The sequence below is a fragment of the Halomonas marinisediminis genome (genome assembly GCF_004347715.1).
GTDB classification, from domain to species: domain Bacteria; phylum Pseudomonadota; class Gammaproteobacteria; order Pseudomonadales; family Halomonadaceae; genus Halomonas; species Halomonas icarae.
In genome coordinates this window covers 22,306-43,810 of the sequence record NZ_SLTR01000018.1, presented here as the reverse complement: position 1 = coordinate 43,810, position 21,505 = coordinate 22,306, and the positions used below count along the sequence as shown (strand labels likewise).

General features: G+C 64.3%; 19 protein-coding genes and 1 pseudogene. 9 read left to right on the top strand and 11 right to left on the bottom strand.

Annotated features, from left to right (window positions below; translation table 11 throughout):
* Positions 1 to 101 precede the first annotated feature (101 nt).
* Positions 102 to 1,331, top strand: coding sequence for a nucleoside recognition domain-containing protein (locus tag E0702_RS12765; protein ID WP_132044427.1), 1,230 nt, complete (start codon positions 102 to 104; stop codon positions 1,329 to 1,331).
* On the opposite strand, the gene E0702_RS12760 is transcribed toward E0702_RS12765, so the two are convergent.
* Positions 1,313 to 2,230 (bottom strand): DMT family transporter, encoded by a 918-nt coding sequence (locus tag E0702_RS12760; RefSeq protein WP_132044425.1) that lies wholly within the window; start codon positions 2,228 to 2,230, stop codon positions 1,313 to 1,315. The two genes, E0702_RS12765 and E0702_RS12760, sit on opposite strands and share 19 nt — an antisense overlap.
* Positions 2,231 to 2,442: 212 nt before the next feature.
* On the opposite strand from E0702_RS12760, the gene E0702_RS12755 reads away from it, so the two are divergent.
* On the top strand, positions 2,443 to 4,089 hold the full coding sequence (locus E0702_RS12755) for a BCCT family transporter (RefSeq protein WP_240721740.1): 1,647 nt from the start codon (positions 2,443 to 2,445) through the stop codon (positions 4,087 to 4,089).
* A gap of 99 nt (positions 4,090 to 4,188) precedes the next feature.
* Here the strand turns inward: E0702_RS12755 and E0702_RS12750 are convergent, their stop codons facing one another.
* The 4 genes from E0702_RS12750 to glcD form a co-directional block, all read right to left on the bottom strand.
* Complete coding sequence (locus tag E0702_RS12750) at positions 4,189 to 4,590, bottom strand: GlcG/HbpS family heme-binding protein (RefSeq protein WP_132044423.1); 402 nt, start codon at positions 4,588 to 4,590, stop codon at positions 4,189 to 4,191.
* A gap of 91 nt (positions 4,591 to 4,681) precedes the next feature.
* On the bottom strand, positions 4,682 to 5,962 hold the full coding sequence (glcF, locus tag E0702_RS12745; protein ID WP_132044421.1) for a glycolate oxidase subunit GlcF: 1,281 nt from the start codon (positions 5,960 to 5,962) through the stop codon (positions 4,682 to 4,684).
* A 22-nt stretch (positions 5,963 to 5,984) separates the two neighbouring features.
* Entirely contained in the window at positions 5,985 to 7,103 is a 1,119-nt protein-coding gene (gene glcE, locus E0702_RS12740) for a glycolate oxidase subunit GlcE (protein ID WP_132044419.1), read from the bottom strand.
* A 12-nt stretch (positions 7,104 to 7,115) separates the two neighbouring features.
* Positions 7,116 to 8,621, bottom strand: coding sequence for a glycolate oxidase subunit GlcD (glcD, locus tag E0702_RS12735; protein WP_132044417.1), 1,506 nt, complete (start codon positions 8,619 to 8,621; stop codon positions 7,116 to 7,118).
* A 175-nt stretch (positions 8,622 to 8,796) separates the two neighbouring features.
* Here glcD and glcC point away from each other — a divergent pair, with 175 nt between their 5' ends.
* Positions 8,797 to 9,573: a transcriptional regulator GlcC gene (glcC, locus tag E0702_RS12730; RefSeq protein WP_205741929.1), complete on the top strand. Its 777-nt coding sequence runs from the start codon at positions 8,797 to 8,799 to the stop codon at positions 9,571 to 9,573.
* A gap of 97 nt (positions 9,574 to 9,670) precedes the next feature.
* Here the strand turns inward: glcC and E0702_RS12725 are convergent, their stop codons facing one another.
* Complete coding sequence (locus E0702_RS12725; RefSeq protein ID WP_132044415.1) at positions 9,671 to 11,371, bottom strand: L-lactate permease; 1,701 nt, start codon at positions 11,369 to 11,371, stop codon at positions 9,671 to 9,673.
* A 344-nt stretch (positions 11,372 to 11,715) separates the two neighbouring features.
* On the opposite strand from E0702_RS12725, the gene E0702_RS12720 reads away from it, so the two are divergent.
* A complete protein-coding gene (locus E0702_RS12720; RefSeq protein WP_132044413.1) occupies positions 11,716 to 12,423 on the top strand; it encodes a glutathione S-transferase N-terminal domain-containing protein in 708 nt (235 codons plus the stop codon).
* 22 nt (positions 12,424 to 12,445) lie between these two features.
* Here the strand turns inward: E0702_RS12720 and E0702_RS12715 are convergent, their stop codons facing one another.
* Positions 12,446 to 13,087 (bottom strand): phosphoribosyltransferase, encoded by a 642-nt coding sequence (locus tag E0702_RS12715; protein WP_132044411.1) that lies wholly within the window; start codon positions 13,085 to 13,087, stop codon positions 12,446 to 12,448.
* Positions 13,088 to 13,291: 204 nt separating this feature from the next.
* On the opposite strand from E0702_RS12715, the gene E0702_RS12710 reads away from it, so the two are divergent.
* Complete coding sequence (locus tag E0702_RS12710) at positions 13,292 to 14,056, top strand: solute carrier family 23 protein (RefSeq protein ID WP_132044409.1); 765 nt, start codon at positions 13,292 to 13,294, stop codon at positions 14,054 to 14,056.
* Positions 14,057 to 14,288: 232 nt separating this feature from the next.
* Here E0702_RS12710 and uraD read toward each other — a convergent pair whose 3' ends face one another.
* Positions 14,289 to 14,822 (bottom strand): 2-oxo-4-hydroxy-4-carboxy-5-ureidoimidazoline decarboxylase, encoded by a 534-nt coding sequence (gene uraD / locus E0702_RS12705; protein WP_132044407.1) that lies wholly within the window; start codon positions 14,820 to 14,822, stop codon positions 14,289 to 14,291.
* 222 nt (positions 14,823 to 15,044) lie between these two features.
* On the opposite strand from uraD, the gene uraH reads away from it, so the two are divergent.
* The 3 genes from uraH (at position 15,045) to E0702_RS12690 (ending at position 17,512) form a co-directional block, all read left to right on the top strand.
* A complete protein-coding gene (gene uraH, locus E0702_RS12700; RefSeq protein WP_132044405.1) occupies positions 15,045 to 15,398 on the top strand; it encodes a hydroxyisourate hydrolase in 354 nt (117 codons plus the stop codon).
* A gap of 51 nt (positions 15,399 to 15,449) precedes the next feature.
* Positions 15,450 to 16,655: a urate hydroxylase PuuD gene (locus E0702_RS12695; RefSeq protein ID WP_132044403.1), complete on the top strand. Its 1,206-nt coding sequence runs from the start codon at positions 15,450 to 15,452 to the stop codon at positions 16,653 to 16,655.
* A gap of 140 nt (positions 16,656 to 16,795) precedes the next feature.
* Positions 16,796 to 17,512: a GntR family transcriptional regulator gene (locus E0702_RS12690; RefSeq protein WP_132044401.1), complete on the top strand. Its 717-nt coding sequence runs from the start codon at positions 16,796 to 16,798 to the stop codon at positions 17,510 to 17,512.
* Between the two features lies 1 nt (position 17,513).
* Here E0702_RS12690 and E0702_RS12685 read toward each other — a convergent pair.
* The 3 genes and pseudogenes from E0702_RS12685 to E0702_RS12675 all read right to left on the bottom strand — a co-directional run.
* Positions 17,514 to 17,861 (bottom strand): annotated as a pseudogene (locus E0702_RS12685) (cytosine permease); the annotation flags it as partial.
* 98 nt (positions 17,862 to 17,959) lie between these two features.
* Positions 17,960 to 19,336, bottom strand: coding sequence for an NCS1 family transporter (locus E0702_RS12680; RefSeq protein ID WP_132044399.1), 1,377 nt, complete (start codon positions 19,334 to 19,336; stop codon positions 17,960 to 17,962).
* Between the two features lie 115 nt (positions 19,337 to 19,451).
* Complete coding sequence (locus tag E0702_RS12675; protein ID WP_132044397.1) at positions 19,452 to 20,201, bottom strand: aspartate/glutamate racemase family protein; 750 nt, start codon at positions 20,199 to 20,201, stop codon at positions 19,452 to 19,454.
* 344 nt (positions 20,202 to 20,545) lie between these two features.
* Here E0702_RS12675 and puuE point away from each other — a divergent pair, with 344 nt between their 5' ends.
* Entirely contained in the window at positions 20,546 to 21,478 is a 933-nt protein-coding gene (puuE, locus tag E0702_RS12670; RefSeq protein WP_132044395.1) for an allantoinase PuuE, read from the top strand.
* Positions 21,479 to 21,505 lie beyond the last annotated feature (27 nt).

Below are 21,505 nucleotides of genomic sequence, written 5' to 3'. Positions count from 1 at the left end.
GGGCGGCGAGCCTCTCGGACCACTCGAATCTCTCAGGCATGGGCAGTGCGGGTGGGATTGGGTACCCTCCGAATGTCGTCTCTCCATGGGAAGGTCGCACCATGCTGAATGGAATCTGGCTGAGCTTCTTTCTGGCCGCCCTTGTCGCGGCTCTCTGGCAGTGGCTGGGGGCGGGGGATCCCGAGGTATTCGCACGCCTGGTCGCGGCACTGTTCGAGATGGCAGAACTCAGCGTCGAGATCGTGATCGTGCTGGCCGGCACCATGACCCTGTGGCTGGGGTTTCTGGCTATTGCCGAGCGCGCCGGGATGATCCGGCTGATGGCTCGCCTGCTCGACCCACTCTTCTGTCGCCTGATGCCCGAGGTGCCCAGCGGCCATCCGGCCATGGGCCTGATCACCATGAACTTCGCCGCCAATATCCTGGGGCTGGACAACGCCGCCACTCCCATCGGCATCAAGGCGATGCACTCCCTGCAGGAACTCAACCCCGTCAGTGATCGCGCCAGCAATGCGCAGATTCTGTTCCTGGTGCTCAATACCTCGTCCCTGACCCTGCTGCCGGTCACCATCTTCATGTATCGCGCCCAGCAGGGGGCTGCGGAGCCGACGGCCGTCTTCCTGCCGATTCTGCTGGCCACGACGGCTTCCAGCGTGGCCGGGCTGCTCAGTGTGGCGGTGATGCAGCGAATCCGCCTGTGGCAGCCCGTGGTGCTGGCCTACCTGCTGGGTGCCGGATTGGCGCTGGGACTGCTGCTATCCATGCTGGCAGGGATGTCGGCTCAGGTGCTGGCCGCTACCTCTACCCTGGTGGGCAATCTGGCGTTATTCGGTATCGTGGTGCTTTTCCTGGTGGTGGGAGCCTGGCGCCGGGTGAATGTCTACGAGGCCTTTATCGAAGGAGCCAGGGAGGGGGTGCGCTTCTCCGTGACCTTGCTGCCCTATCTGATTGCCATGCTGGTAGCGGTGGGTGTGCTGCGGGCCAGCGGGGTGCTGGATGCCGGCCTGGCCGGATTCCGCTGGCTGGCAGAGGGACTCGGTTGGGATACTCGCTTCGTCGAGGCGTTGCCCACGGCCTTTATCAAGCCACTTTCGGGTAGCGGTGCCCGAGCGATGATGATCGAGACCATGGACACCTTCGGTGTGGATAGCTTCCCGTCGCTGCTGGCGGCCACCATGCAGGGCAGCACCGAGACCACCTTCTACGTGTTGGCGGTTTACTTCGGGGCGGTGGGCATCCGCAGGATCCGCCATGGATTGGGCTGTGCCCTGGTGGCCGACCTGACCGGTATCCTCACCGCCATTGTCGTCTGCTACTGGTTCTTCTCTTGACCGAGGACGCAACGGTGGGCAATGGCTAGCGGCTGAGTCAGGGTCTGGGCCATCACCACACCGGCCAGGATCAGGGCACCGCCCAGGAAGTGGAAGAACGCAATACGCTCGCCCAGGGCGAACATGGCGATGATGGCACTGAACAGCGGCATCAGGTTGATGAAGATGCTGGCCTGGCTGGCGCCGATGCGGCGGATCGCCAGCATCCACAGGAAGGTGGTGATGATGGAGGCGGGGATGCCGGCGTAGAGAATCAGACCGATATTGCCGGAGTCCACCGGCGTCATCGGCCCCAGCAGGTAGGTCGGCAGCAGGATCAGCACGGCGAAGATCACCTGGCCATAGAGCAGTACCCAGGGTGGTAGTTCGATGGGCCAGCGCTTGAGCATGACGCCATAGAGCGCATAGCAGGTGGCAGCCACCAGCATCAGGGCGTCGCCCCTGGCCACCGTCAGCTCCAGCAGCGAGAGCGGGTTGCCACGTCCCAACAGGATCGCCACGCCGACCAGCGCCAGGGCACCGCCGGCAACCCCGCCGAGACTCGGTGGCTCGCGCAGGATCAGGGCGCTGAGCAGCACGGTGAGCAGCGGTACCATGGCGGCCAGGATACCCATATTGGTGGCGCTGGTGGTTTCGGCGGCCATATAGGCGAGACCCTGCCATAGTCCCATGCCAAGCAGTCCCAGCACGGCGAGCTTTGGCCACTCCCGGCGGATCGTCGCACGGTGTTGCCAGGCTGCCGGGGCCACCAGGGGGGTAAGCACGACGAGGGCCAGTATCCAGCGCAGGAAGGCGATGCTGCTGGGGGCAATGGCACCGACGGTCAGCTGGTTGATGGTCATGTTGCCGGACCAGATCAGCACGGCGCCGAGCGGCGCCAGGAAGGCAAGCGGTGACATCCAGATCCTCTCATTTCCAACGCAGGGGCCCCGCGGATGGCGGAGTGCGACCCCATCATACTGGTTACTGCCTTTCGGGGCATCGGACAGGCACTTCAATCACCGTCAGCCGGTGACCCTGCGTCTCTCCCCGAACGGTGGTGAAAATACCCAGCATGCTCGGTGCCGATACGACTTATACTCGAACTACCCCATCAGCCGAGGCGCCTGTGATGAACGATCCGAGTGTGACGGGCCCGCATCAGGCCAACAGCGACATGCAGACCGACTATGTCATCGGTCAGGATAATATCGAGGGGCAGCTGGGCCCGTTCGGCTTCGATGTCCACAACCGTGTCTTTGTCATATCGGCGCTGGTCTCGATAGCGTTCATCCTGCTGACCCTGATGTTCCCGGATCTGGCGGGGCAGGTGTTCCAGTCGGTTGTCGCCTTCTCCACGGGGAAGCTCGACTGGTACTTCATGCTCGTGGTCAACTTCTTCGTTGTGTTCTGCCTGGCGCTGGTGATCCTGCCCCATGGATCGGTGCGACTGGGAGGGCCGGAGGCACGGCCCGAATATAGCTATCTTTCATGGTTCTCCATGCTGTTCGCCGCCGGAATAGGCATCGGCTTGATGTTCTTCGGTGTGCTGGAGCCGGTCTACCATGCCAACGTCTCGCTGCCGCTGGGGGTGACATCGCCTTTCGGCGCCGAGGGTACTCTCGACCCTGATGCCATCGCCGAAGCCAGCGCCATGGGGCTGGCGGGAACCTACTTCCACTGGGGGCTCCACGGCTGGGCGGTCTATGTGGTGATGGCCCTGGCCCTGGGGATCTTCACCTACAACAAGGGCCTTCCCTTCTCCATCCGCTCGGCCTTCTTTCCGTTGCTCGGTGAGCGCGTCTGGGGATGGTGGGGGCATGCCATCGATATCCTGGCGGTGTTCTCGACCCTCTTCGGGTTGGCGACGTCGCTGGGGCTGGGGGCGCAGCAGGCCAATGCGGGCATGAACTTCGTCTTTGGTCTCGACGTCAGCACCCAGTTTCAGGTGGTGACCATCATCGTGGTGACCGGAGTGGCCCTGGTCTCGGTATGGCGTGGCCTCGAAGGCGGTGTGAAGAGGCTCTCCGAGGTCAATATGGTACTGGCGCTGCTGTTCTTCTTCTTCGTGCTGTTCGCCGGACCGACGCTGGTGGCGTTGAACGGCTTCTGGACAGGTTTGACGACCTACGTCACGGAGTTCATCCCGCTCTCGATGCCCTTTGGTCGCGAGGATGACGCCTTCCGCCAGGCCTGGACCGTCTTCTACTGGGCCTGGTGGGTCAGCTGGGCGCCCTTCGTGGGCATGTTCATTGCCCGGGTCTCGCGAGGACGCACGGTGCGCGAGTTCGTGATATGCGTGCTGCTGATCCCGAGCCTGTTCATCTTCATCTGGATGGGCGTGTTCGGCGCCACGGCGCTGGATCAGCTCTATGCCGACCCCGCGGGGAGCCTGGTCAAGGACTACGTGATCGATGCCTACAGCCCCGAGCTGTCACTCTTTGGCATGCTCAACGAGCTGCCGCTGACCAGTGTGATGTCGTCCCTGGCGATCTTCCTGGCACTGGTCTTCTTCGTGACCTCCTCCGACTCCGGATCGCTGGTGATCGATACCATCACCGCCGGCGGCAAGATCGATGCCCCGCGTACCCAGCGCATGTTCTGGGCCTCGGTGGAGGGGCTGGTTGCCATCGTGCTGCTGATCGGGGGGGGACTCACGGCGCTTCAGGCGGGGGTGACGGCGACCGCGATTCCGTTCTCCGTGGCGATGCTGCTGATGTGCTACACCATTATCAAGGCCCTGAACGGTGAGCTGCGGCGGCATCGTCAGGCCTCATAGACCTCGCCTCGGACCGGTAACACGACGCCGATAACGTAATCGACAGGGCCCCACCATGGTGGGGCCCTGTCGTCATGCATCCCTGCTCGGCAAGGGGGGTCAGACGATGGCGGCGACGCCGGCGCGGGCGATCTGCACGTCCTGATCGGGCTTGACGCCGGAGATGCCGACGGTGCCGGCGACCTCACCCTCTACCAGCACCGGCACGCCGCCGGCGAGCAGTGACTGCATGGGGGCGGTGACGAAGGCGGTGCGGCCACCGTTGATCATCTCCTCGAAGGCCTGGGTCTCGCGACGGCCGATGGCGGCATTGCGGGCCTTCTGGGTGGCCACATCGGCGCTGAAGGGGGGCGCGCCGTCCATGCGGCGCAGGCCAAGCAGGTGGCCGCCGTCATCGGCAACGGCGATGGTCACGCCCCAGCCGTTGGCTTCGGCCTCCTTCTGGGCGGCATCGAGGATGGCGTTGACGTCGGTCAGGGTCAGGGCGGGCTTGGTCTTCATGAGTGGTCTCCTGGGTTGATATTGGCTTCGAGCTTCGAGCTTCGAGCTTCGAGCTTCGGGCTTCGAGCTTCGAGCTTCGGGCTTCGGGCTACTAGCCGCTTGCGGCTCGAGGCTCGTTGCTCGTAGCTGGTGTTAATGCCTCATCCACGATTTCGATCCAGTGGCGCACCGTTGTGCGGTTGGCACCATTGAGATGGGTCTGGCAGCCGATATTGGCCGTCACGATCACCTCGGGACTGCCGGCCTCCAGGTTGTCGAGCTTGTTGTCACGCAGCTGCATGGAGAGCTCGGGCTGGGTGATGGAGTAGGTGCCGGCCGAACCGCAGCAGAGATGGGCGTCGGCCACCGGCGTCAGCGTGAAGCCGAGCCGGGTCAGCACGCCTTCCACGGCACCCCCCAGCTTCTGGGCGTGCTGCAGGGTGCAGGGACAGTGGAAGGCGAGGCGCCGGGACTGTGCTACCTCGAGGGTGTCGAGCTCCTCGTCCCGCAGCACCTCGACCAGATCCCGGGCCAGCTCACTCACCCGGGCGGCCTTGTCGGCATAGTCGGGGTCGTCGGCCAGGATCTCGGCGTACTCCTTGACGAAGGCGCCGCAGCCGCTGGCGGTCTGTACGATCGCCTCCACCCCCGCTTCACCCTCCTTATCGATATGTGGCCACCAGGCGTCGATATTGGCCCGCGCCCGGGCGCGCCCCTCGTCCTGGGCGTTGAGGTGGAAGTCGATGGCGCCGCAGCAGCCGGCCTCACTCACCGGAACGAGGCCGATACCCAGGCGGTCCAGCACCCGGGCGGTGGCGGCATTGGTGTTGGGTGACAGGCCAGGCTGCACACAGCCCTCGAGAATCAGCATCTGCCGGGCGTGACGCTTGCCAGACGGGCGCTGGCCGGCATCCACCGGGGCCGGGGGCATCTTCTCCTTCAGGGGGCCTGGTACCAGCGGCCGGAAGGTGAGACCCAGCTTGAACAGGGCCTGAAAGCGTTTCGGGTCGACCAGGGCCTTGCGCAGGCCATAGCGCAGTGCCCGCTCCGACGCCTTGCGAGGGACCCGGCGCTCGATCTCGGCGCGGCCGATATCGAGCAGCTTGTGATACTCGACCCCGGAGGGGCAGGTGGTCTCGCAGTTGCGACAGGTCAGGCAGCGGTCGAGATGGAGGCGAGTCTGTTCGGTGACCTTGTCGCTCTCCTCTGGCGCCTCGAGCATCTCCTTGATCAGGTAGATGCGCCCACGGGGCCCGTCGCGCTCATCCCCCAGCAGCTGGTAGGTAGGGCAGGTGGCGTTGCAGAAGCCACAGTGAACACAGCTGCGCAGCACCCGGTCGGCCTCGCGGATATGCGGTTTCTGGAGGTCTTCGGCGGTGAAATGCGTCTGCATGTTTGACGTCTCTCCGTGTATCTCAGAGTGCCGCGTAGAGCCGGCCCGGGTTGAAGATCCCCTGGGGGTCCAGCTGCGTCTTCAGATTGCGATGATATTTCTCGACCACCGGGGCGAGGGGCGTGAAGGGGGCCTCCTGGGGGGCGCCGCCCGGGCCACCCCAGCGGGTGGCATGGCCACCGGCCTGGCTGGCTATCGCGCGCATCGCTTCGGGGCCGGCATCGCTGCGCACCCAGCGCTGGGTGCCGGCCCAGTCGTAAAGCACATCGGTCTCGTGAGACACGCCGGGCAGCTCGAGCGCCGGGGTGTGGTGTGGCAGCGAGAGTCGCCAGATCGGGCGAGCACTCTCGGCGCCGAAGAACGCCAGCTGCTGTTCCCGCAGGGCCTCCCAGAAACCATCGAGGAGTTCGTCCCCCCCGAGGCGCCTGGCGGTCGCCTCCACCGAGCTGGGGCCCCCTTCGAGGCGCAGGTGCAGGGCGCCTTCAAGCCAGGCGGCGGCGGTAATCGGCAGGGGTTCCCGACCCCACTCGGCGAGCTTCTCGAGGGCTTCCGGCAGCGACATCTCCAGGTGCAGGCTGCGGGTGGCCGCCGGCAGTGGCAGCACCTTCATGGAGACCTCGGTGATCAGCCCCAGGGTGCCCTGGGCGCCTACCATCAGGCGCGAGAGGTCGTAGCCGGCGACATTCTTCATCACCTGCCCGCCGAAGCGCTGTTCGCTGCCCTGGCGGGTGATGATGCGGGTGCCCAGCACGAAGTCGCGCACGCTGCCCGCCCAGGGGCGGCGCGGGCCGGAGAGGCCGGTGGCGATCATGCCGCCGACCGTGGCCTCCTCGCCGAAGTGGGGGGGCTCGCAGGGCAGCATCTGGCCGTTGGCCGCCAGCACGCTTTCCAGCTCGCGCAGCGGGGTGCCGGCGCGTACCGAGACGATCAGTTCCACCGGGTCGTACTCGGTGATGCCGCGGTGCTCGCGGGTGGACAGGGCTTCTCCTTCCACTTCACGCCCGTAGAAGGCCTTGGTGTCGCCGCCGACGATGCGTAGCGGTGAGCCCTCCGCCTCGGCACGGCGGATGCGTTCGGCCAGCGCCTCACTGGCATCGTGGTTGATAATGTCGCGGCTCGGGGTGTCGTTCATGGTCACCATGTCTTGTGTCTCTCAGCCGTGGCTCTTCGGGGCCTGGGTCGGGGCGGGAGCATCGCCGGCGCTCTTGGTCAGGCGGAACTCGGAGCAGCGGGCCGGCGTGGGGATGTTCTTGCCCGGATTGAGCAGCTCCCTGGGATCGAAGGCCGCCTTGGCGGCGCGGAAGGTGGCCAGTTCGCAGGGAGTGAACTGCACGCACATCTGATGGATCTTCTCGCGGCCCACGCCATGCTCGCCGGTGATGGTGCCACCCACCTCGACGCAGAGCTCGAGGATGCGGCTGCCGAGCGCCTCGGCCCGCTCGAACTCGCCGGGCTGGTTGGCATCGAACAGGATCAGCGGGTGCATGTTGCCGTCGCCGGCGTGGAAGACGTTGGCCACGCGCAGGCCATACTCCTCGCCGAGATCGCCGATGCCCTTGAGCACGCGGGCCAGCTCGCGACGAGGAATGGTGCCATCCATGCAGTAGTAGTCAGGCGACATGCGGCCCACGGCGGGAAAGGCGTTCTTGCGACCGGCCCAGAACAGCGCGCGCTCGGCTTCATCACGGGCCTGCTGGATACCGGTCGCGCCGGCTTTCTCCAGCACGCGACGCACGGTCTGACAGTCGTCGTCCACGTCCGCCTCGACACCGTCCAGTTCACACAGCAGGATCGCCTCGGCCTCCACCGGGTAGCCGGCGCCGATGAAGTCCTCGGCGGCGCGAATGGCCAGGTTGTCCATCATCTCCAGCCCCCCGGGAATGATGCCCGCGGCGATGATGGCACCCACGGCATCGCCGGCCTTCTCGATGTCGTCGAAGCTGGCCATCAGGACCTTGGCGCTCTCGGGCTTGGGCAGCAGCTTGACGGTGATTTCGGTGACCACGCCGAGCATGCCCTCGGAGCCGTTGAACAGGGCCAGCAGATCGAAGCCGGGCGCATCCAGGGCGTCGGCGCCCAGGGTCATGTGCTCGCCCTCGATGGTCATCACCTCGACCTTGATCACGTTATGCACGGTGAGGCCGTACTTGAGGCAGTGCACGCCGCCGGCATTCTCGGCCACGTTGCCGCCGATGGAGCAGGCGATCTGGGAGGAGGGGTCCGGGGCGTAATAGAGCCCGTAGGGGGCCGCCGCCTCGGAGATCGCCAGGTTGCGTACCCCGGGCTGTACCCGCGCGGTGCGCGCATCGGGGTCGATCTCGAGGATACGACTGAAGCGTGACATCACCAGCAGCACCCCGTGCGCAAGCGGCAGGGCGCCGCCCGACAGGCCGGTGCCGGCACCGCGGGTCACCACCGGTACGCCCAGGGCATGACAGCGCTTGAGCAGGGTCTCGACCTGGGCGAGTGTCTCGGGCAGCGCCACCAGCATGGGCAGGGCGCGATAGGCGGAGAGGCCGTCGCACTCGAAGGGGCGCAGGTCCTCCTCGCGATGCAGCAGCGCCATGTCGGGCAGTGCCTGGCGAAGGTCGGCCAGAACCTCGGCCTGGTCAAGAAGGGGTGGCTCGCCATCGAGCCGAGCGTCGTACTGTGTATTCATCGGGGATTCCCCATACGTATCGTCAAGGTGGAAGGTCCGGGATGGCGGCTCGTGGGTGCGTGGCGTGCCCTGCGGCATGCTTCACCACTCTCCTATCCTGGCAGCGCTGGCGCTGCTGTCCAGCTTGTGGTGCACTGGTCAGACCAGATGTTTGGTCTGATCGGAGGATGCCAAGGTGTTGACCCATGAGGAATCACTCGGCGGACAGCGCACCCCGGAGGGGGTGGCCGCGCGCCTCGAGCGGCTGATCCTGGACGGAATCTTCCGTACCGGCCAGCTGCTGCCCTCGGAGCGGCGGCTGTGCGAGCGGCTTGGCGTGTCCCGCGCCTCGCTGCGCGAGGGGATGCGCATCCTGCGCAGCAAGGGCATCATCGAGACCCGTCACGGCCGTGGCTCCACGGTGGCCGCGCTGCTTCCGGCGCGCGAGCAGAGCCCGTTGATGCACCTGTTTCGCGACCACCCGCGGACCCTGTTCGATCTGCTCGAGGTGCGAGCCCTGCTCGAGGGGGAGTCGGCGCAGCTGGCCGCCAGTCGCGGCAATCCGGCGGATAGGGTCCTGATCACCCGGCGCTATCGGGAGATGGCCGACTATGTGGCAAGCGCCGATCCCATCGATGTGGAGCGTCTGGCGAGGCTCGACCACGCCTTCCATCTGGCGATCTCCCAGGCCTCCCATAACCCGGTGCTGGTACATACCCTGCAGAACCTGACCGAGCTGCTGCTCAGTTCGGTCTTCGCCTCGGTGAAGAATCTCTATCATCGTCCGCAACCCCGCGAGATGATCAATCGTCAGCATGCGCGCCTGCATGATGCCGTGGTCAAGGGCAAGCCGCAGCTGGCGCGTCGTGTGGCGCTGGAGCACCTGAACAGCATCGGCGAGGCCCTGCGCGAGATCGAGGCCGAGGACGAGCGCCTCGAGCGATCGACGATGCGGCTGGAGGGTTGGGAGTAACCCCGCCGCCAGCCGTCACCGTAGCTCGGCCAGCGCCTCGAGACGCCATCGCCCCCGGCAATGCCGGGGGCGATGTGTTTGCGACGGCGTGGCCCGGTCAGCCGAGGCCGAGCAGGGGATCGCCGATGCCCAGCAGATAGAAGGCGACCAGCGCGATGATCCCGGTGGCGACGAGGTAGTAGATCGTCGGCAGGATCGTCTTGCGGATGGTCTCGCCCTCGCGGCCGAGCAGGCCCACCGTGGCCGAGGCGGCGACCACGTTGTGGATCGCGATCATGTTGCCCGCGGCGGCACCCACGGCCTGCAGGGCCACCATGAAGGCGGTGGAGAGGCCGAGCTGCTGGGCGACATTGAACTGGAAGTCGGCCAGCATCAGGTTGGAGACCGTGTTGGAGCCGGCGATAAAGGCCCCCAGTGCGCCCACGGCGGGGGCGAAGAAGGGGTAGATATCACCCACGCTGTTGGCCACCAGCTGGGCCATGGCGACCGGCATGGAGACCAGGTCGGCGGCATTGACACCCGAGTTGATCAGGATCCGCACCATGGGAATGGTGAAGATCAGTACGAAGCCGGCGCCGAGGATGGTTCGGGTGGACTCGCCGAAGGCCGCCTTGATCTCGCCCATGCGCATGCGGTGGAGCAGGGCGGTGAGCAGCACCACCATCAGCAGGATGCCACCCGGCAGGTAGAGGGGCTGGATGGCGCCGGAGACTCCTGCCTCGCCGAGGATATTGCTCCAGCCGAGGGAGAACGACGTCAGCGCACTCTTGAGGGGGTCGATGGTGCGCGAGGCGACCAGGATCACAGCCAGCAGCACATAGGGTACCCAGCCCATCAGGGTGGAGACCGGTGCCTTGCCGGTGACGTCATCCAGCTTGATCTCGAGCTTGCCGATCCAGTAGTCGGGCCAGGCGTTGCTCTCCGGAAAGTCCCAGGTGTCGCTGGGGATCAGGAAGCCGCGGCGAGCGGCCGGCACGACGATGGCCAGACCGACCATGGCACCGATCATCGACGGGAACTCCGGCCCCAGCAGCACGCCGGCCAGCATGTAGGGCACCACGAAGCTGATCCCGGCGAAGAGAGCGAAGGGGGCGATGGAGAGCCCCTCCCTCCAGGAGCGGTTGGCACCGAAGAAGCGCACCATGACGACCACCATGATCAAGGGCATCAGGATGCCGACGATGCCGTGGGTCACCGCGACCTCACCGGCGATCAGATGGAAGTACTCCATCCAGCTGGCCCCGCCGGCCTCGAGGGTCTCGGTGATGCCGGTGCGGTCCAGGCCACCGGAGACGCCCACCACGATGGGGGTGCCGACGGCACCGAAGGAGACCGGTGTGGACTGGATCATCATTCCCACCACCACGGCGGCCAGTGCCGGGAAGCCCAGTGCCACCATCAGCGGGGCCGCGACGGCGGCGGGGGTGCCGAAGCCGGAGGCGCCCTCGATAAAGCAGCCGAACAGCCAGGCGACGATGATTGCCTGGACGCGGCGATCGGGGCTGATGCCGGAGAAGCCGTTGCGGATGGCCTTGATGCCGCCCGAATGCTTCAGGGTGTTGAGCAGCAGGATGGCACCGAAGATGATCCACAGGATCGATACCGTGAGCATCAGGCCCTGGAGGGTAGAGGCCATGACGCGGGTGGCGGTCATCTCCCAGGCAAACAGGGCGATGATGGCGGTGACCACGAAGACGATCGGCATGGCGGTCCTGGCCGCCATGCGCAGACCGATGAGCAGCACGCCGGCAAGCACCAGGGGCGCGAAGGCCAGCAGTGCGAGAAGGGTGTCATTCATGGATAGGGTTCCTCGATCGGGAGTCGTTGTTGTGACCAAAGGGGATCGGCCGAATGTTCAGCTAGCCGGACATTACGGCGTCAAGGAGAGGCTTTCCATCTCTGGAAAGTTGGTATGACCAATATTTCGATAGTTTGTCTATCCGTCGCCTTATCGCTAACCGACTGATAAGAAGATGAAATTTAAAAATCGGCAGGGGACGGGGGCCGTTAAACCCCAAGTGTTTATTAGACTAATGGACAGCAGCCTCGCCGAGGGTGAGCATGGTGAGCGGCCTGACACCGGGTCCAGGAGCCTGGCAGACTTCGTCGGGTGATTGCCCTTTACGCTGAGGAGAGGTTCGTATGTCTCGAGTACTGTATGACCTGTGTGGTGTCGACGAGGAGCTGCGCTTCTCGCCATTCTGCTGGCGCGTGCGATATGCCCTGGCTCACAAGGGGCTGGAAGTCGAGGCGCGGCCGTGGCGCTTCACCGACCGGGAGGCCCTGGCGTTCGCCGATCATGACAAGGTGCCGGTGCTGGTCGATGGCGAAACGGTCGTGACCGACAGCTATGAGATCCTGCGCTACCTGGACCGCACCTACCCGGAGGCGCCACTGATCGGTGAAGGGCTGGCCGCGGCGCGCGCCCGCTTCTTCAAGCATTTTGCCGAGCGCACCCTGGCACCGGCCATGCTGCGTACGATCATCATGGATCTGCTCAATGCGATTCATCCCGATGACCGGGACTACTTCCGCGAAACGCGTGAAAAACGCTTCGGCCGTACGCTGGAGGAGTTTCACTCGCCCTCCAGGGGACTCGCCCAGCTCGATGCGGCGCTCGAACCGCTGCGCGGCCTGCTCAAGGAGTCGGAGTTCATCGACGGAGCGTCCCCGGCGGCAGCCGACTATCTGGTGTTCGGCAACTTCATGTGGGCGCGCTGCGTTTCCAGCGCCGATCTGGTCTCCAATGCCGATCCGGTCCATGCCTGGCTCGAGCGCATGCTGGATCTGCACGGTGGGCTGGGGCGGCATGCCATGCGCATCACCGACATCGAGGGTGCCTATCGCTGAGGCGGCCCGCACCGACGGTGGGTCAGGGCGTGGCTGACGTAGCGTCATCGTCGGCGGCAAGCAGGGCCACCACCTCGTCGTCGCTGACCTGATCGAAATCGGTAAAGAACTGGCCCACGGCGGCGAAGTGCCCGGGCACCCCGATACAGACCACCTCGTCGGCCAGCGTCTCCAGCCGCGCCACGGTGTCGGGCGGCGCCACGCCCAGGGCGGCGATCAGGCGTGCGGGATGGCGCTGGCGAAGGGTCGCCAGTGCCGCGGCCATGGTCGCGCCGGTGGCGCTGCCGTCATCCACCACCACCAGGATGCGCCCCGTCGGATCGATGGGGCTGCGCACCGGGGTATAGCGCCGGCGGCGCTCCTCGATCAACTCCCGCTGGCGGGCAATCGCATCGGCCAGCCACTCCTCCCGGCAGTGCCGTGCCTCCTCCTCCAGGTGCACGCTGCCATCCTCACTGACCGCGCCGATGGCGTATTCCGGATTGCCCGGTGCACCGATCTTGCGCACCAGCACCACGTCTAGCTCCCCCTGCAGGGCGTCGGCGATGACTCGCCCCATGGGCACCCCACCACGGGGAATGGCCAGCACCAGTGGGTGTAGGCCACGCAGGTGGCTGAGCCTCGTGGCCAGGCGTTCGGCTGCGTCACGTCGGTGTTGAAACATGGGGAATCCACTCCGGCTCTTTCTTCCCTTCAGTCTAGAAGGTGTCGTGATCTCGTCGAGGCGCCGAAGCGGCTGGAGTGTCTGTCCTCCGTCAAGCAGTTAAAGTGTATACAACTTTGTATCTAAAAAGGGCGCTATTAATTTTATTTAGTGTCGACATGCTGTATTGGTTGGCGACGTATAACAACAGTCCCGGATAGCCCCATGACAACCAAGACGCGCAACATCTCCCTATTCGACTTCCAGGGGCGGCCGCCGATCTACAAGGCGCTGCCTATCTCGCTGCAGCATGTGCTGGCGATGATCGCCGGCGTGATTACCCCGCCGATCATCATCGCGGGGGTGGTCGGCTCCACGCCTCAGGAGAAGCTGCTGCTGATCCAGGTGGCGGTGCTCGCCTCAGGGATCTGCACCCTGTTCCACCTCTACGGGGTGTGGAAGTTCGGCGCACGGCTGCCGGCGATCTTCGGTGTGGGCTTCGCCTACGTGCCGACCTCCACTTTCAGCCAGAACGTCGGCATCGTGGCCATGACCAAGGTAATCAGCCGGTCGGTGCTGGCCATCGCCGGCCTGTTCATGGTGCTCGCTGGCCTGAGCCCCAAGTTCAGCGCCATCATGACCACCATCCCCTATCCGGTACTGGGCGGTGCGACGGTCACGGTGTTCGGGATGATCACCATGACCGGGATCCAGCTGCTCATCAAGGATGAGCTTTCGGCCCGCAACGTGACCATCGTCGGCCTCTCCCTGGCCCTGGCCCTGGGTATCTCCCAGGTGCCGGCGGCCATCGAGCAGTTTCCGCAGATGGTTCAGAGCGTTATCGGGGGCGCGCCGATCGTGGTGGCGGCGATCACCTCCTTCGTGCTCAATATCGTGCTGCCGAGTCGATCTCTGGCCGACGAGCGGCGTGAACGCGAAGAGATTGCACGGGCCGACGCCGCGGCTGCAGGGCAGGGGTCTGACGCTTAGCCGTTGTCGGGCGCCGATACCGAGGGTGACATCTCCCTCGGTACTGCGCCCCGTGTCAATCGCTGACCTGACGAGGCCCATTAATGTAACGCCTGTACCACGACACCGCCCGGCATGATGCCGGGCGGTGTCGTGCTCGGTGCATGGGGGCGCCGGTTGCCCGGCGCCGGTTGCCCGGCGCCTTGCCCGGCTGATCGGCAGGAAGAAGAGCCGTCGATCGGGAGAAGGCGCGTCAGGCGTTGGCTTCGGCTCGTGCCTCGAGGCGGAAGCGGGCGATGCGGTTGATCTGTTCCACCGCGGTGCGGCGCTCCTCGGCGGGGTCATTCTCGAGCCGGGTCTCGAATGCGTTCAGGATGGCATAACGGTCGTTGCCCTTGACGGCCATCACGAAGGGAAAGCCGAACTTCTCCTTGTAGGCGTCGTTGAGCCGCTCGAAGCGTGCCATCTCCTCCGGTGAACACTGATCCAGGCCGGCGCCAGCCTGCTCCCGGGTCGAGTCGTCGGTCAGCTCACCGGCGACGGCGGCCTTGCCGGCGAGGTCAGGGTGGGCGCGAATCACCGCGAGCTGTTGTTCGGCGGAGGCGTCGGTCAGTACCTCACCCATGGCCTTCGCCAGGCCTGCGGGCGAGTCGTGGTCAGTGTTCAGTCCCTGCTCCCAGGCCAGCTCGGCAACCCAGGGAGAGTGCTCGTAGATCTCCCCGTAAGCGGTCACGAAGGCGGACTTGTCCAGCTGGCTTGGGAGCGGAGTAAGGGTGTTGTGGCTCATTGTCATTCTCCTTGGCGGGGCGTGGCAGGGGATCACGACGATTGTCCAGGCAGTTTGTCGTGAGGGTGTCGACTAAATGTATACAAAAATTATTTTGAAATGTACCCCTAAAATGGCTAAAACTGTCTTCATGCTCTCAGGTTAACCCTGAGCAGCCGATATCAACAAACGAATCCGGCCCTTATCTCGACAACTCACGAAGTGACACCAAGGAGTATCACCATGGGACGCCTGACCACCCACGTACTCGACACCGCCAAGGGATGCCCGGGCGAGGGTATCCGCATAGAGGTCTACCGGCTGGAGGGCGAGCGGCGCACTCGCCTCAAGGAAGTGGTGACCAATGACGATGGCCGCTGCGACGGTCCGATCCTCGAGGGTGAGGCGTTCGTCACTGGTCAGTATGAGCTGGTCTTCCATGCCGGGGACTATCTGCGCGCTCAGGGTGTCGAGGCCGAGGAGCCGCGCTTCCTCGATGTGATTCCGCTGCGCTTCGGCGTGGCCGATGCCGATGCGCATTACCATGTGCCACTGCTGCTCTCGCCCTATGGCTACTCCACCTATCGCGGTAGCTGAGGAAAGCCCTCTCGCCGACAGCCCATAACAAGACGTTAGACGAGGCCTCTTATGCAAGCCTACCTGCTGGACTTCGGAAACTTCATGCTGCGCTGGCTACATGTCATCGCAGCGATTGCCTGGATCGGGGAGTCGATCTATTTCGTGATGCTGGATAATGGGCTACGTACCCCCAAGGCCGCCGAGGATCGCGACAAGGGGGTGTTCGGCGAGATGTGGGCGGTGCATGGCGGCGGGTTCTACCACAATCAGAAATACGCCACGGCGCCGGCCAAGCTGCCCGAGGACCTTCACTGGTCGTTCTGGAAGGCCTACACCACCTGGCTGTCGGGCTTCGCGCTATTCATCCTGCTCTACATGGCCAACCCCAGCTTCTACCTGGTCAACCCCAATGCCAGCTGGGAGTGGGCCGCCAACATGAGTGGCTGGCAGGCCAATGTGGTGGCGCTGCTGTTCCTGCTCGGCGGCTGGGTGGTCTACAACGAGCTATGCAAGCGCATCAGCCCCGACATGACCCGTGACGGTCTGCTCGGTGTCGCGGTGGCGGTAATGATGGTGGTGGTCTCCTATCTCAGCGTTCAGATCTTCTCGGGACGCGCGGCCTTTCTGTTGACCGGCGCGGTGATGGCCACCGCCATGTCGGCCAATGTCTTCTTCTGGATCATCCCGGGCCAGCGCCGCATGGTGAAGGCGATGAAGGCCGGCGAGGCGCCCAATCCGCTGGATGGCAAGCGAGGCAAGCAGCGCTCGGTGCACAACACCTACTTCACGCTGCCGGTGGTCTTGCTGATGATCAGCAACCACTACTCCTTCGCCTACTCCCACGAGTCTGCGTGGGTGATCATGTCGCTGTTTATCTTCGCCGGCGCCCTGATCCGCCAGTTCTTCGTGTTGATGCATGCCGGCAGGATACAGCCCGCCTATCCGATCGCCGGAACGGCCCTGATCGCCGTCGCCTTCTGGGTCGCCATGCCGACCGTCGGCGCCAGTGCGGGACAGGCCCGGATGTCCGCCAGCGTATCGCTTGCCGAGGTGCAGCCCATTATCGAGTCCCGCTGTGTGGCCTGCCATGCCAGCGACCCTACCCAGCCTGGCTTCAATGCGCCGCCGGCCGGCCTGGCCTATGACACCGGCGAGCAGATTCTGCAGCAGATGCACAAGATTCAGGAGGTCGTTGCCAGCGGCTACATGCCCCTGGGCAATATCACCGGCATTACCGAGGAGGAGCGCGCCACCATCGCCGCCTGGTCGCCATGACCTGTAAGCCCGTGTGTGATGCCGCTGACCCGCCTTCCCGTTGGCTTCCTCAACCTGGCCGTGTGTAGGCGAGCAAGTGACGAAATTCCCCGGTTTTTGCGTATACAATATGGGTAGCCAACCACAGGGAGCCAGGTCACATGAACCAGCGTCAGGAGGTCCGGGGGCGTCGCGGCAAGAACGGGGATGGGGCCGAACGTCACGAGGCGATCCACCGGGCGATCAGCGATGCCATCATCGAGCATAGGCTCAAGCCCGGTGCGCGCCTGCGCGAGGATGCTCTAGCCGAAGTATTTGGGGTCAGTCGCACCGGAATCCGCAAGATTCTCCAGCGGCTGGCGCTGGAGCAGCTGGTCACCCTCACACCGCGACGCGGAGCCAGCGTCACGCGGCCTACCGCCGAGGAGGCTCGGGAGGTGTTCGAGGCTCGCCAGATGGTGGAGTGTGGACTGATGCCCGAGGTGGCACGGCGCATCGACGAGGAGAGCGTCCATGCGTTGCGAGAAATCTCCGACAAGGAACAGCGGGCCCTTCGAAAGGGCGAGCACAGTGCGGCGATTCGTTATTCGGCTGATTTCCATACGCGGCTGGCGCGCCTCGCCGGCAATGCCACCCTGGCCGATTTCGTCGAGCGGCTCTGCTTTCGCTCCTCGTTGATTCTGGCGGTCTACGGCAAGCCTGGTCATCTGGGGTGTGAGACGCATGACCACGAGGATCTGATCGGCTACCTGCAGGAGAAGAGTGGCGAGCGTGCCGCGGCGTTCATGAGTCGCCACCTCAAGGCGATCGAGGAGTCCCTGTCGATTACCGAGGAGGAGGAGGAAACGCCCGACCTGCAGCGCATCTTCGCTGGCTGAAGGCACGCAGCATGGCAGGGAAGTTGGCTCCGCGAACTCCCATGCTGGCACGAATCATCACCGGAAAGGGGACACCATACTTGACGCTGGGCTTGCCGCTCAGGTTGACCAGCAGCATTACCACAAAGCCGGCGAGAATGATCGCTGCCATCACCGCCCAGCCGTTGAGGCCGTAGGAGATGAACAGCGAGGCAGCCAGGGTGTAACCGAACAGGCTCTGGATGTCGTTCGACCAGACGTTGAAAATTTCAAACCAGCCCCAGTTGCGATCGGCCTTCTTGATGGGGGCCAGGTCCTTGTTGTAGAGGCTGGGATCGATATGCCGGATCTTCAGCTCTTGGTCGGACATGTGAGTCATGTGTGAAGCCTTCTGGTCTCGCTGTATTGACGGGCCTTACTGCCAGGCAAGGCCAAGTTCGTGGTCAGGGAGCCTGGTCTGCAGGTGCCTTACTGACAGAATCGCTGGCAGGGTGCCCAGTTCTTCATCAAGAGGTAGTAGGTGATGCCCGCGGGGATCAGGCTCGCGTACCAGGATATTGACGAGAAGCTCAGCGCGGCGATGATGCCTGTGGCGGTGGCGATAAGGGCGGCCGGGTTGACGCCCCGATAGGGTCCGGTCTCGTTATACAGCTTGTCGAGGTCCAGGGTGCGACGCCGGATCAGGAAGTAGTCCACCACCAGGATGGCGAAGATCGGGCCGAGAAAGGCGGAGTAGGTCTGAACGAAGAGCTGCAGGCCATCGGCGGAGTCTGGCTGAACCAGTTTCCACGGGAAGGTGGCGAAGGCGAGCAGGCCGACGATCACGGTAGCGATCTTGAACTTGATCTTGAAGACGTCCATGAGGACATAGGTCGGCGGCACCACATTGTTGAGCACATTGGTGGTGACCTGGGCGAAGGCGATAAACAGCAGGGTGGCCATCAGCAGCGGCGTGTTGTCGACTGCGTTGGTAAATACCTGGATCGGGTCGGCGGTGCCGGTAGCCTCGGACACCATGTAGCCGATCAGTCCCATGAACAGGGTGCAGGGCAGGATCGACATGGCGTAGATGGTGGTCAGAAGCCCGGCGCCGGTACCACGCCTGTGTTCTCGAGCGTAGTCGCTCACGTTGAGCATCATGGTGCTGTAGATGCCCAGGAACAGCATGGTGGCGCCCCAGAAGGGCATGCCCCAGGAACCTTCCATGGTCAGAAGGCTCGTGGAGAGCTCATCACCGTAACGCTGCACGGTGGCGTAGAACATGTACATCAGGGAGGCGAGGATGAAGGCGCTGCCGATATTCTCCAGCCACTTGATACCCTGGAAGCCCATCACCGAGAGAGCGATCTGCAACAGCTGGAAGGTGATGAAGTAGAACACCAGGTTGTCGAAGCCAAACAGCGTGGTCGACACCATGTTCAACGCTCCGGCGCCGATCCAGCTCTGGAAGCCGTACCACACCACCGCCGGCACGGCGCGTACCAGTCCCGGCAATCTAGTGCCGGTGAAGCCGAAGGCACTACGCGCCTGCACCATGAAGGGAATGCCGTACTTGTAGCCGGCGGCACCGTTCAGCGCCAGGGCGATGCCGATCACGAAGCAGCCAATGGCGATGGCGAGTGTCGCCTGGACCAGGTTCAGGGTGCCGACAACGCTCGAGCCCATGGCGAAGGTGCCGATGGAGACACAGCCGCCGAACCAGGCCAGAAAGTAGGAGGCGCGTCCCATGATCCGGGTCTGCTGGGGAGCCAGGGATTCCTGCCCCGGCGCCTTGTGATCGACGCTGCCACCGGGTTGGGTAGCGGCCGCTCGAGCCGCGTCGTGGCTGGAGGTCGGGTTGCTCATGCTGATGTCCTCGCAAGTGCGTTGTGGTTATCTTTGCGCATCCGTCAGGAGGGCTTGCGGTGTGGTGAGCGCCAGATGAGCTCTCACATGTCGGTGTTCAGGGCGCGTCAAGCGCCTATCGGCGTGTCGGTTGCAGGTTCGAGAAGTTCTCGTCACGCCCGCTGAAGGGTTTCGGGCGTGGGAAGGCCAGATCGCCATACTTGCTGGTGCCAAGCCCCAGGCCGGTCAGGGCCTCGGCCAGCTTGACGGCGGCGGTAACGCCCTCGACGACCGGCAGGCCGACCTCGCGGCAGATGGTGTCGGTCAGATCGGCCATGCCGCCACAGCCCAGAACGATAGCGCCGATCTGGTCTTCGTCGCGGGCGCGTCGGCACTCCTCGATGATGCGGGTGAGGGCGGCGTCACCATCGTTCTCCAGATCAAGTACCGGTATCTCGGCGGCCCGTACCCGGCGGCAATGGTGTGAGAAGCCATACTGGTCAAGCAGATGCTCGGCGATGATACCGGTGCGCGCCAGCGTGGTGACGACGGAGAAACGGGTGCTGATCAGTGTGGCCATGTGAAAGGCCGCCTCGGCGATACCGATCACCGGCGCCTGGGTCAGTTCCCGGGCGGCGAGCAGGCCCGGGTCGCCGAAGCAGGCAATGATGTAGGCGTCGGCGCCATCCTTTTCACCGTTCAGTATCTCTTCGAGCACCCCCACGACGCTGATGGCCTCGTCGAAGTGGCTCTCGATGGAGACCGGGCCATGGGAGGGTTGAGTGGCGACGATTCGGGTATCCGGGGCACTGACCCTGCGGGCCGCTTCTCCGATGGTCTCGGTCATGCCGGCGGTTGTATTGGGATTGATGATGTGCAGGTTCATGGAGGAGTTCCGTGTCTTTGGCCTGTTTGTACACAAAGTAGAGTCATTTTGTGCTGGAAGCAACGCGAAACCTTGTCATCCCTCCATGGGCCTTCAGCCCGCCTGTGACGCGGCTTTCAAGCCATTTTTGGCCGTTTTCTTCGGCTTGGCGGATACCCGACATTGGTCTAACAAGGTGCCTTGCTCCATAAATTGTCGTCAATTTGGAGTATTTCTTGTATGCAATGTCGGTGGCGTTTACGGCTTGAAGTTACCCTGGAGACACATTATTTTTGTTTTTGTATACACGGGAGCGGACCGCATCGTCGGGATCCCCGCTCCCATAACAATCAGGACACTTCGCCATGACCCATGCCTCCGCCTCCCACTACCCTCGCGACCTGATCGGCTATGGCCGCACCCCGCCCCACGCCAACTGGCCCGGCAATGTCCGAATCGCCGTGCAGTTCGTGCTCAACTACGAGGAGGGCGGCGAGAACTGTGTGCTGCATGGCGACGAAGGGTCCGAGCAGTTCCTCTCGGAGATCATCGGCGCGGCCAGCTATGCGGACCGCCACCTGAGCATGGAGTCAATCTATGAGTACGGCTCGCGGGCCGGGGTGTGGCGCATCCTGCGCGAGTTCGAGCGTCGCGGCCTGCCGCTGACCGTTTTCGGCGTCGCCATGGCCCTGGAGCGCCACCCCGAGGTGGCCCATGCCTTCAAGGAGCTGGGTCACGAGGTCGCCTGTCACGGCTATCGCTGGATTCACTATCAGGAGGTTTCCGAGGAGGTCGAGCGCGAGCACATGCGGCGTGCCGTCGAGATCTTCCAGTCGCTCTACGGCGAGAAGCCGCTTGGCTGGTATACCGGCCGTGACAGTCCCAATACCCGTCGGCTGGTGCTCGACGAGGGGGGCTTCCTCTACGACAGTGACTACTATGGCGACGACCTGCCGTTCTGGACCCGCGAGAAGGACACTCAGGGCGTCGAGCATGACCATCTGGTCGTGCCCTACACCCTGGACACCAACGACATGCGCTTCGCCGCGCCCCAGGGGTTCAACACCGCCGACCACTTCTTCACCTACCTGCGTGATGCCTTCGACGTGTTGTATGCCGAGGGGGAGGAGTCGCCGAAGATGCTTTCGGTAGGCATGCACTGCCGCCTGCTGGGACGCCCGGGACGCTTCCGCGCCCTGCAGCGCTTCCTGGACCATATCGAGGCCCACGAGCGGGTCTGGGTGGCGCGGCGTGTGGATATCGCCCGCCACTGGGCGGAGCACCATCCCGCGCCCTGATCCGGTGTCATCCCCGAACCCGAGAGG

What these genes read in the sequence shown, in the direction of transcription:
- glcF (WP_132044421.1), bottom strand. Translation starts at nt 5,962, where the DNA reads ATGCAGACGCATTTCACCGCCGAAGACCTCCAGAAACCGCATATCCGC.
- E0702_RS12760 (WP_132044425.1), bottom strand. Translation starts at nt 2,230, where the DNA reads ATGTCACCGCTTGCCTTCCTGGCGCCGCTCGGCGCCGTGCTGATCTGG.
- E0702_RS12765 (WP_132044427.1), top strand. Translation starts at nt 102, where the DNA reads ATGCTGAATGGAATCTGGCTGAGCTTCTTTCTGGCCGCCCTTGTCGCG.
- E0702_RS12755 (WP_240721740.1), top strand. Translation starts at nt 2,443, where the DNA reads ATGAACGATCCGAGTGTGACGGGCCCGCATCAGGCCAACAGCGACATG.
- puuE (WP_132044395.1), top strand. Translation starts at nt 20,546, where the DNA reads ATGACCCATGCCTCCGCCTCCCACTACCCTCGCGACCTGATCGGCTAT.
- E0702_RS12750 (WP_132044423.1), bottom strand. Translation starts at nt 4,590, where the DNA reads ATGAAGACCAAGCCCGCCCTGACCCTGACCGACGTCAACGCCATCCTC.
- uraH (WP_132044405.1), top strand. Translation starts at nt 15,045, where the DNA reads ATGGGACGCCTGACCACCCACGTACTCGACACCGCCAAGGGATGCCCG.
- E0702_RS12710 (WP_132044409.1), top strand. Translation starts at nt 13,292, where the DNA reads ATGACAACCAAGACGCGCAACATCTCCCTATTCGACTTCCAGGGGCGG.
- E0702_RS12690 (WP_132044401.1), top strand. Translation starts at nt 16,796, where the DNA reads ATGAACCAGCGTCAGGAGGTCCGGGGGCGTCGCGGCAAGAACGGGGAT.
- glcD (WP_132044417.1), bottom strand. Translation starts at nt 8,621, where the DNA reads ATGAATACACAGTACGACGCTCGGCTCGATGGCGAGCCACCCCTTCTT.
- E0702_RS12680 (WP_132044399.1), bottom strand. Translation starts at nt 19,336, where the DNA reads ATGAGCAACCCGACCTCCAGCCACGACGCGGCTCGAGCGGCCGCTACC.
- E0702_RS12675 (WP_132044397.1), bottom strand. Translation starts at nt 20,201, where the DNA reads ATGAACCTGCACATCATCAATCCCAATACAACCGCCGGCATGACCGAG.
- glcE (WP_132044419.1), bottom strand. Translation starts at nt 7,103, where the DNA reads ATGGTGACCATGAACGACACCCCGAGCCGCGACATTATCAACCACGAT.
- E0702_RS12695 (WP_132044403.1), top strand. Translation starts at nt 15,450, where the DNA reads ATGCAAGCCTACCTGCTGGACTTCGGAAACTTCATGCTGCGCTGGCTA.
- uraD (WP_132044407.1), bottom strand. Translation starts at nt 14,822, where the DNA reads ATGAGCCACAACACCCTTACTCCGCTCCCAAGCCAGCTGGACAAGTCC.
- E0702_RS12720 (WP_132044413.1), top strand. Translation starts at nt 11,716, where the DNA reads ATGTCTCGAGTACTGTATGACCTGTGTGGTGTCGACGAGGAGCTGCGC.
- E0702_RS12715 (WP_132044411.1), bottom strand. Translation starts at nt 13,087, where the DNA reads ATGTTTCAACACCGACGTGACGCAGCCGAACGCCTGGCCACGAGGCTC.
- E0702_RS12725 (WP_132044415.1), bottom strand. Translation starts at nt 11,371, where the DNA reads ATGAATGACACCCTTCTCGCACTGCTGGCCTTCGCGCCCCTGGTGCTT.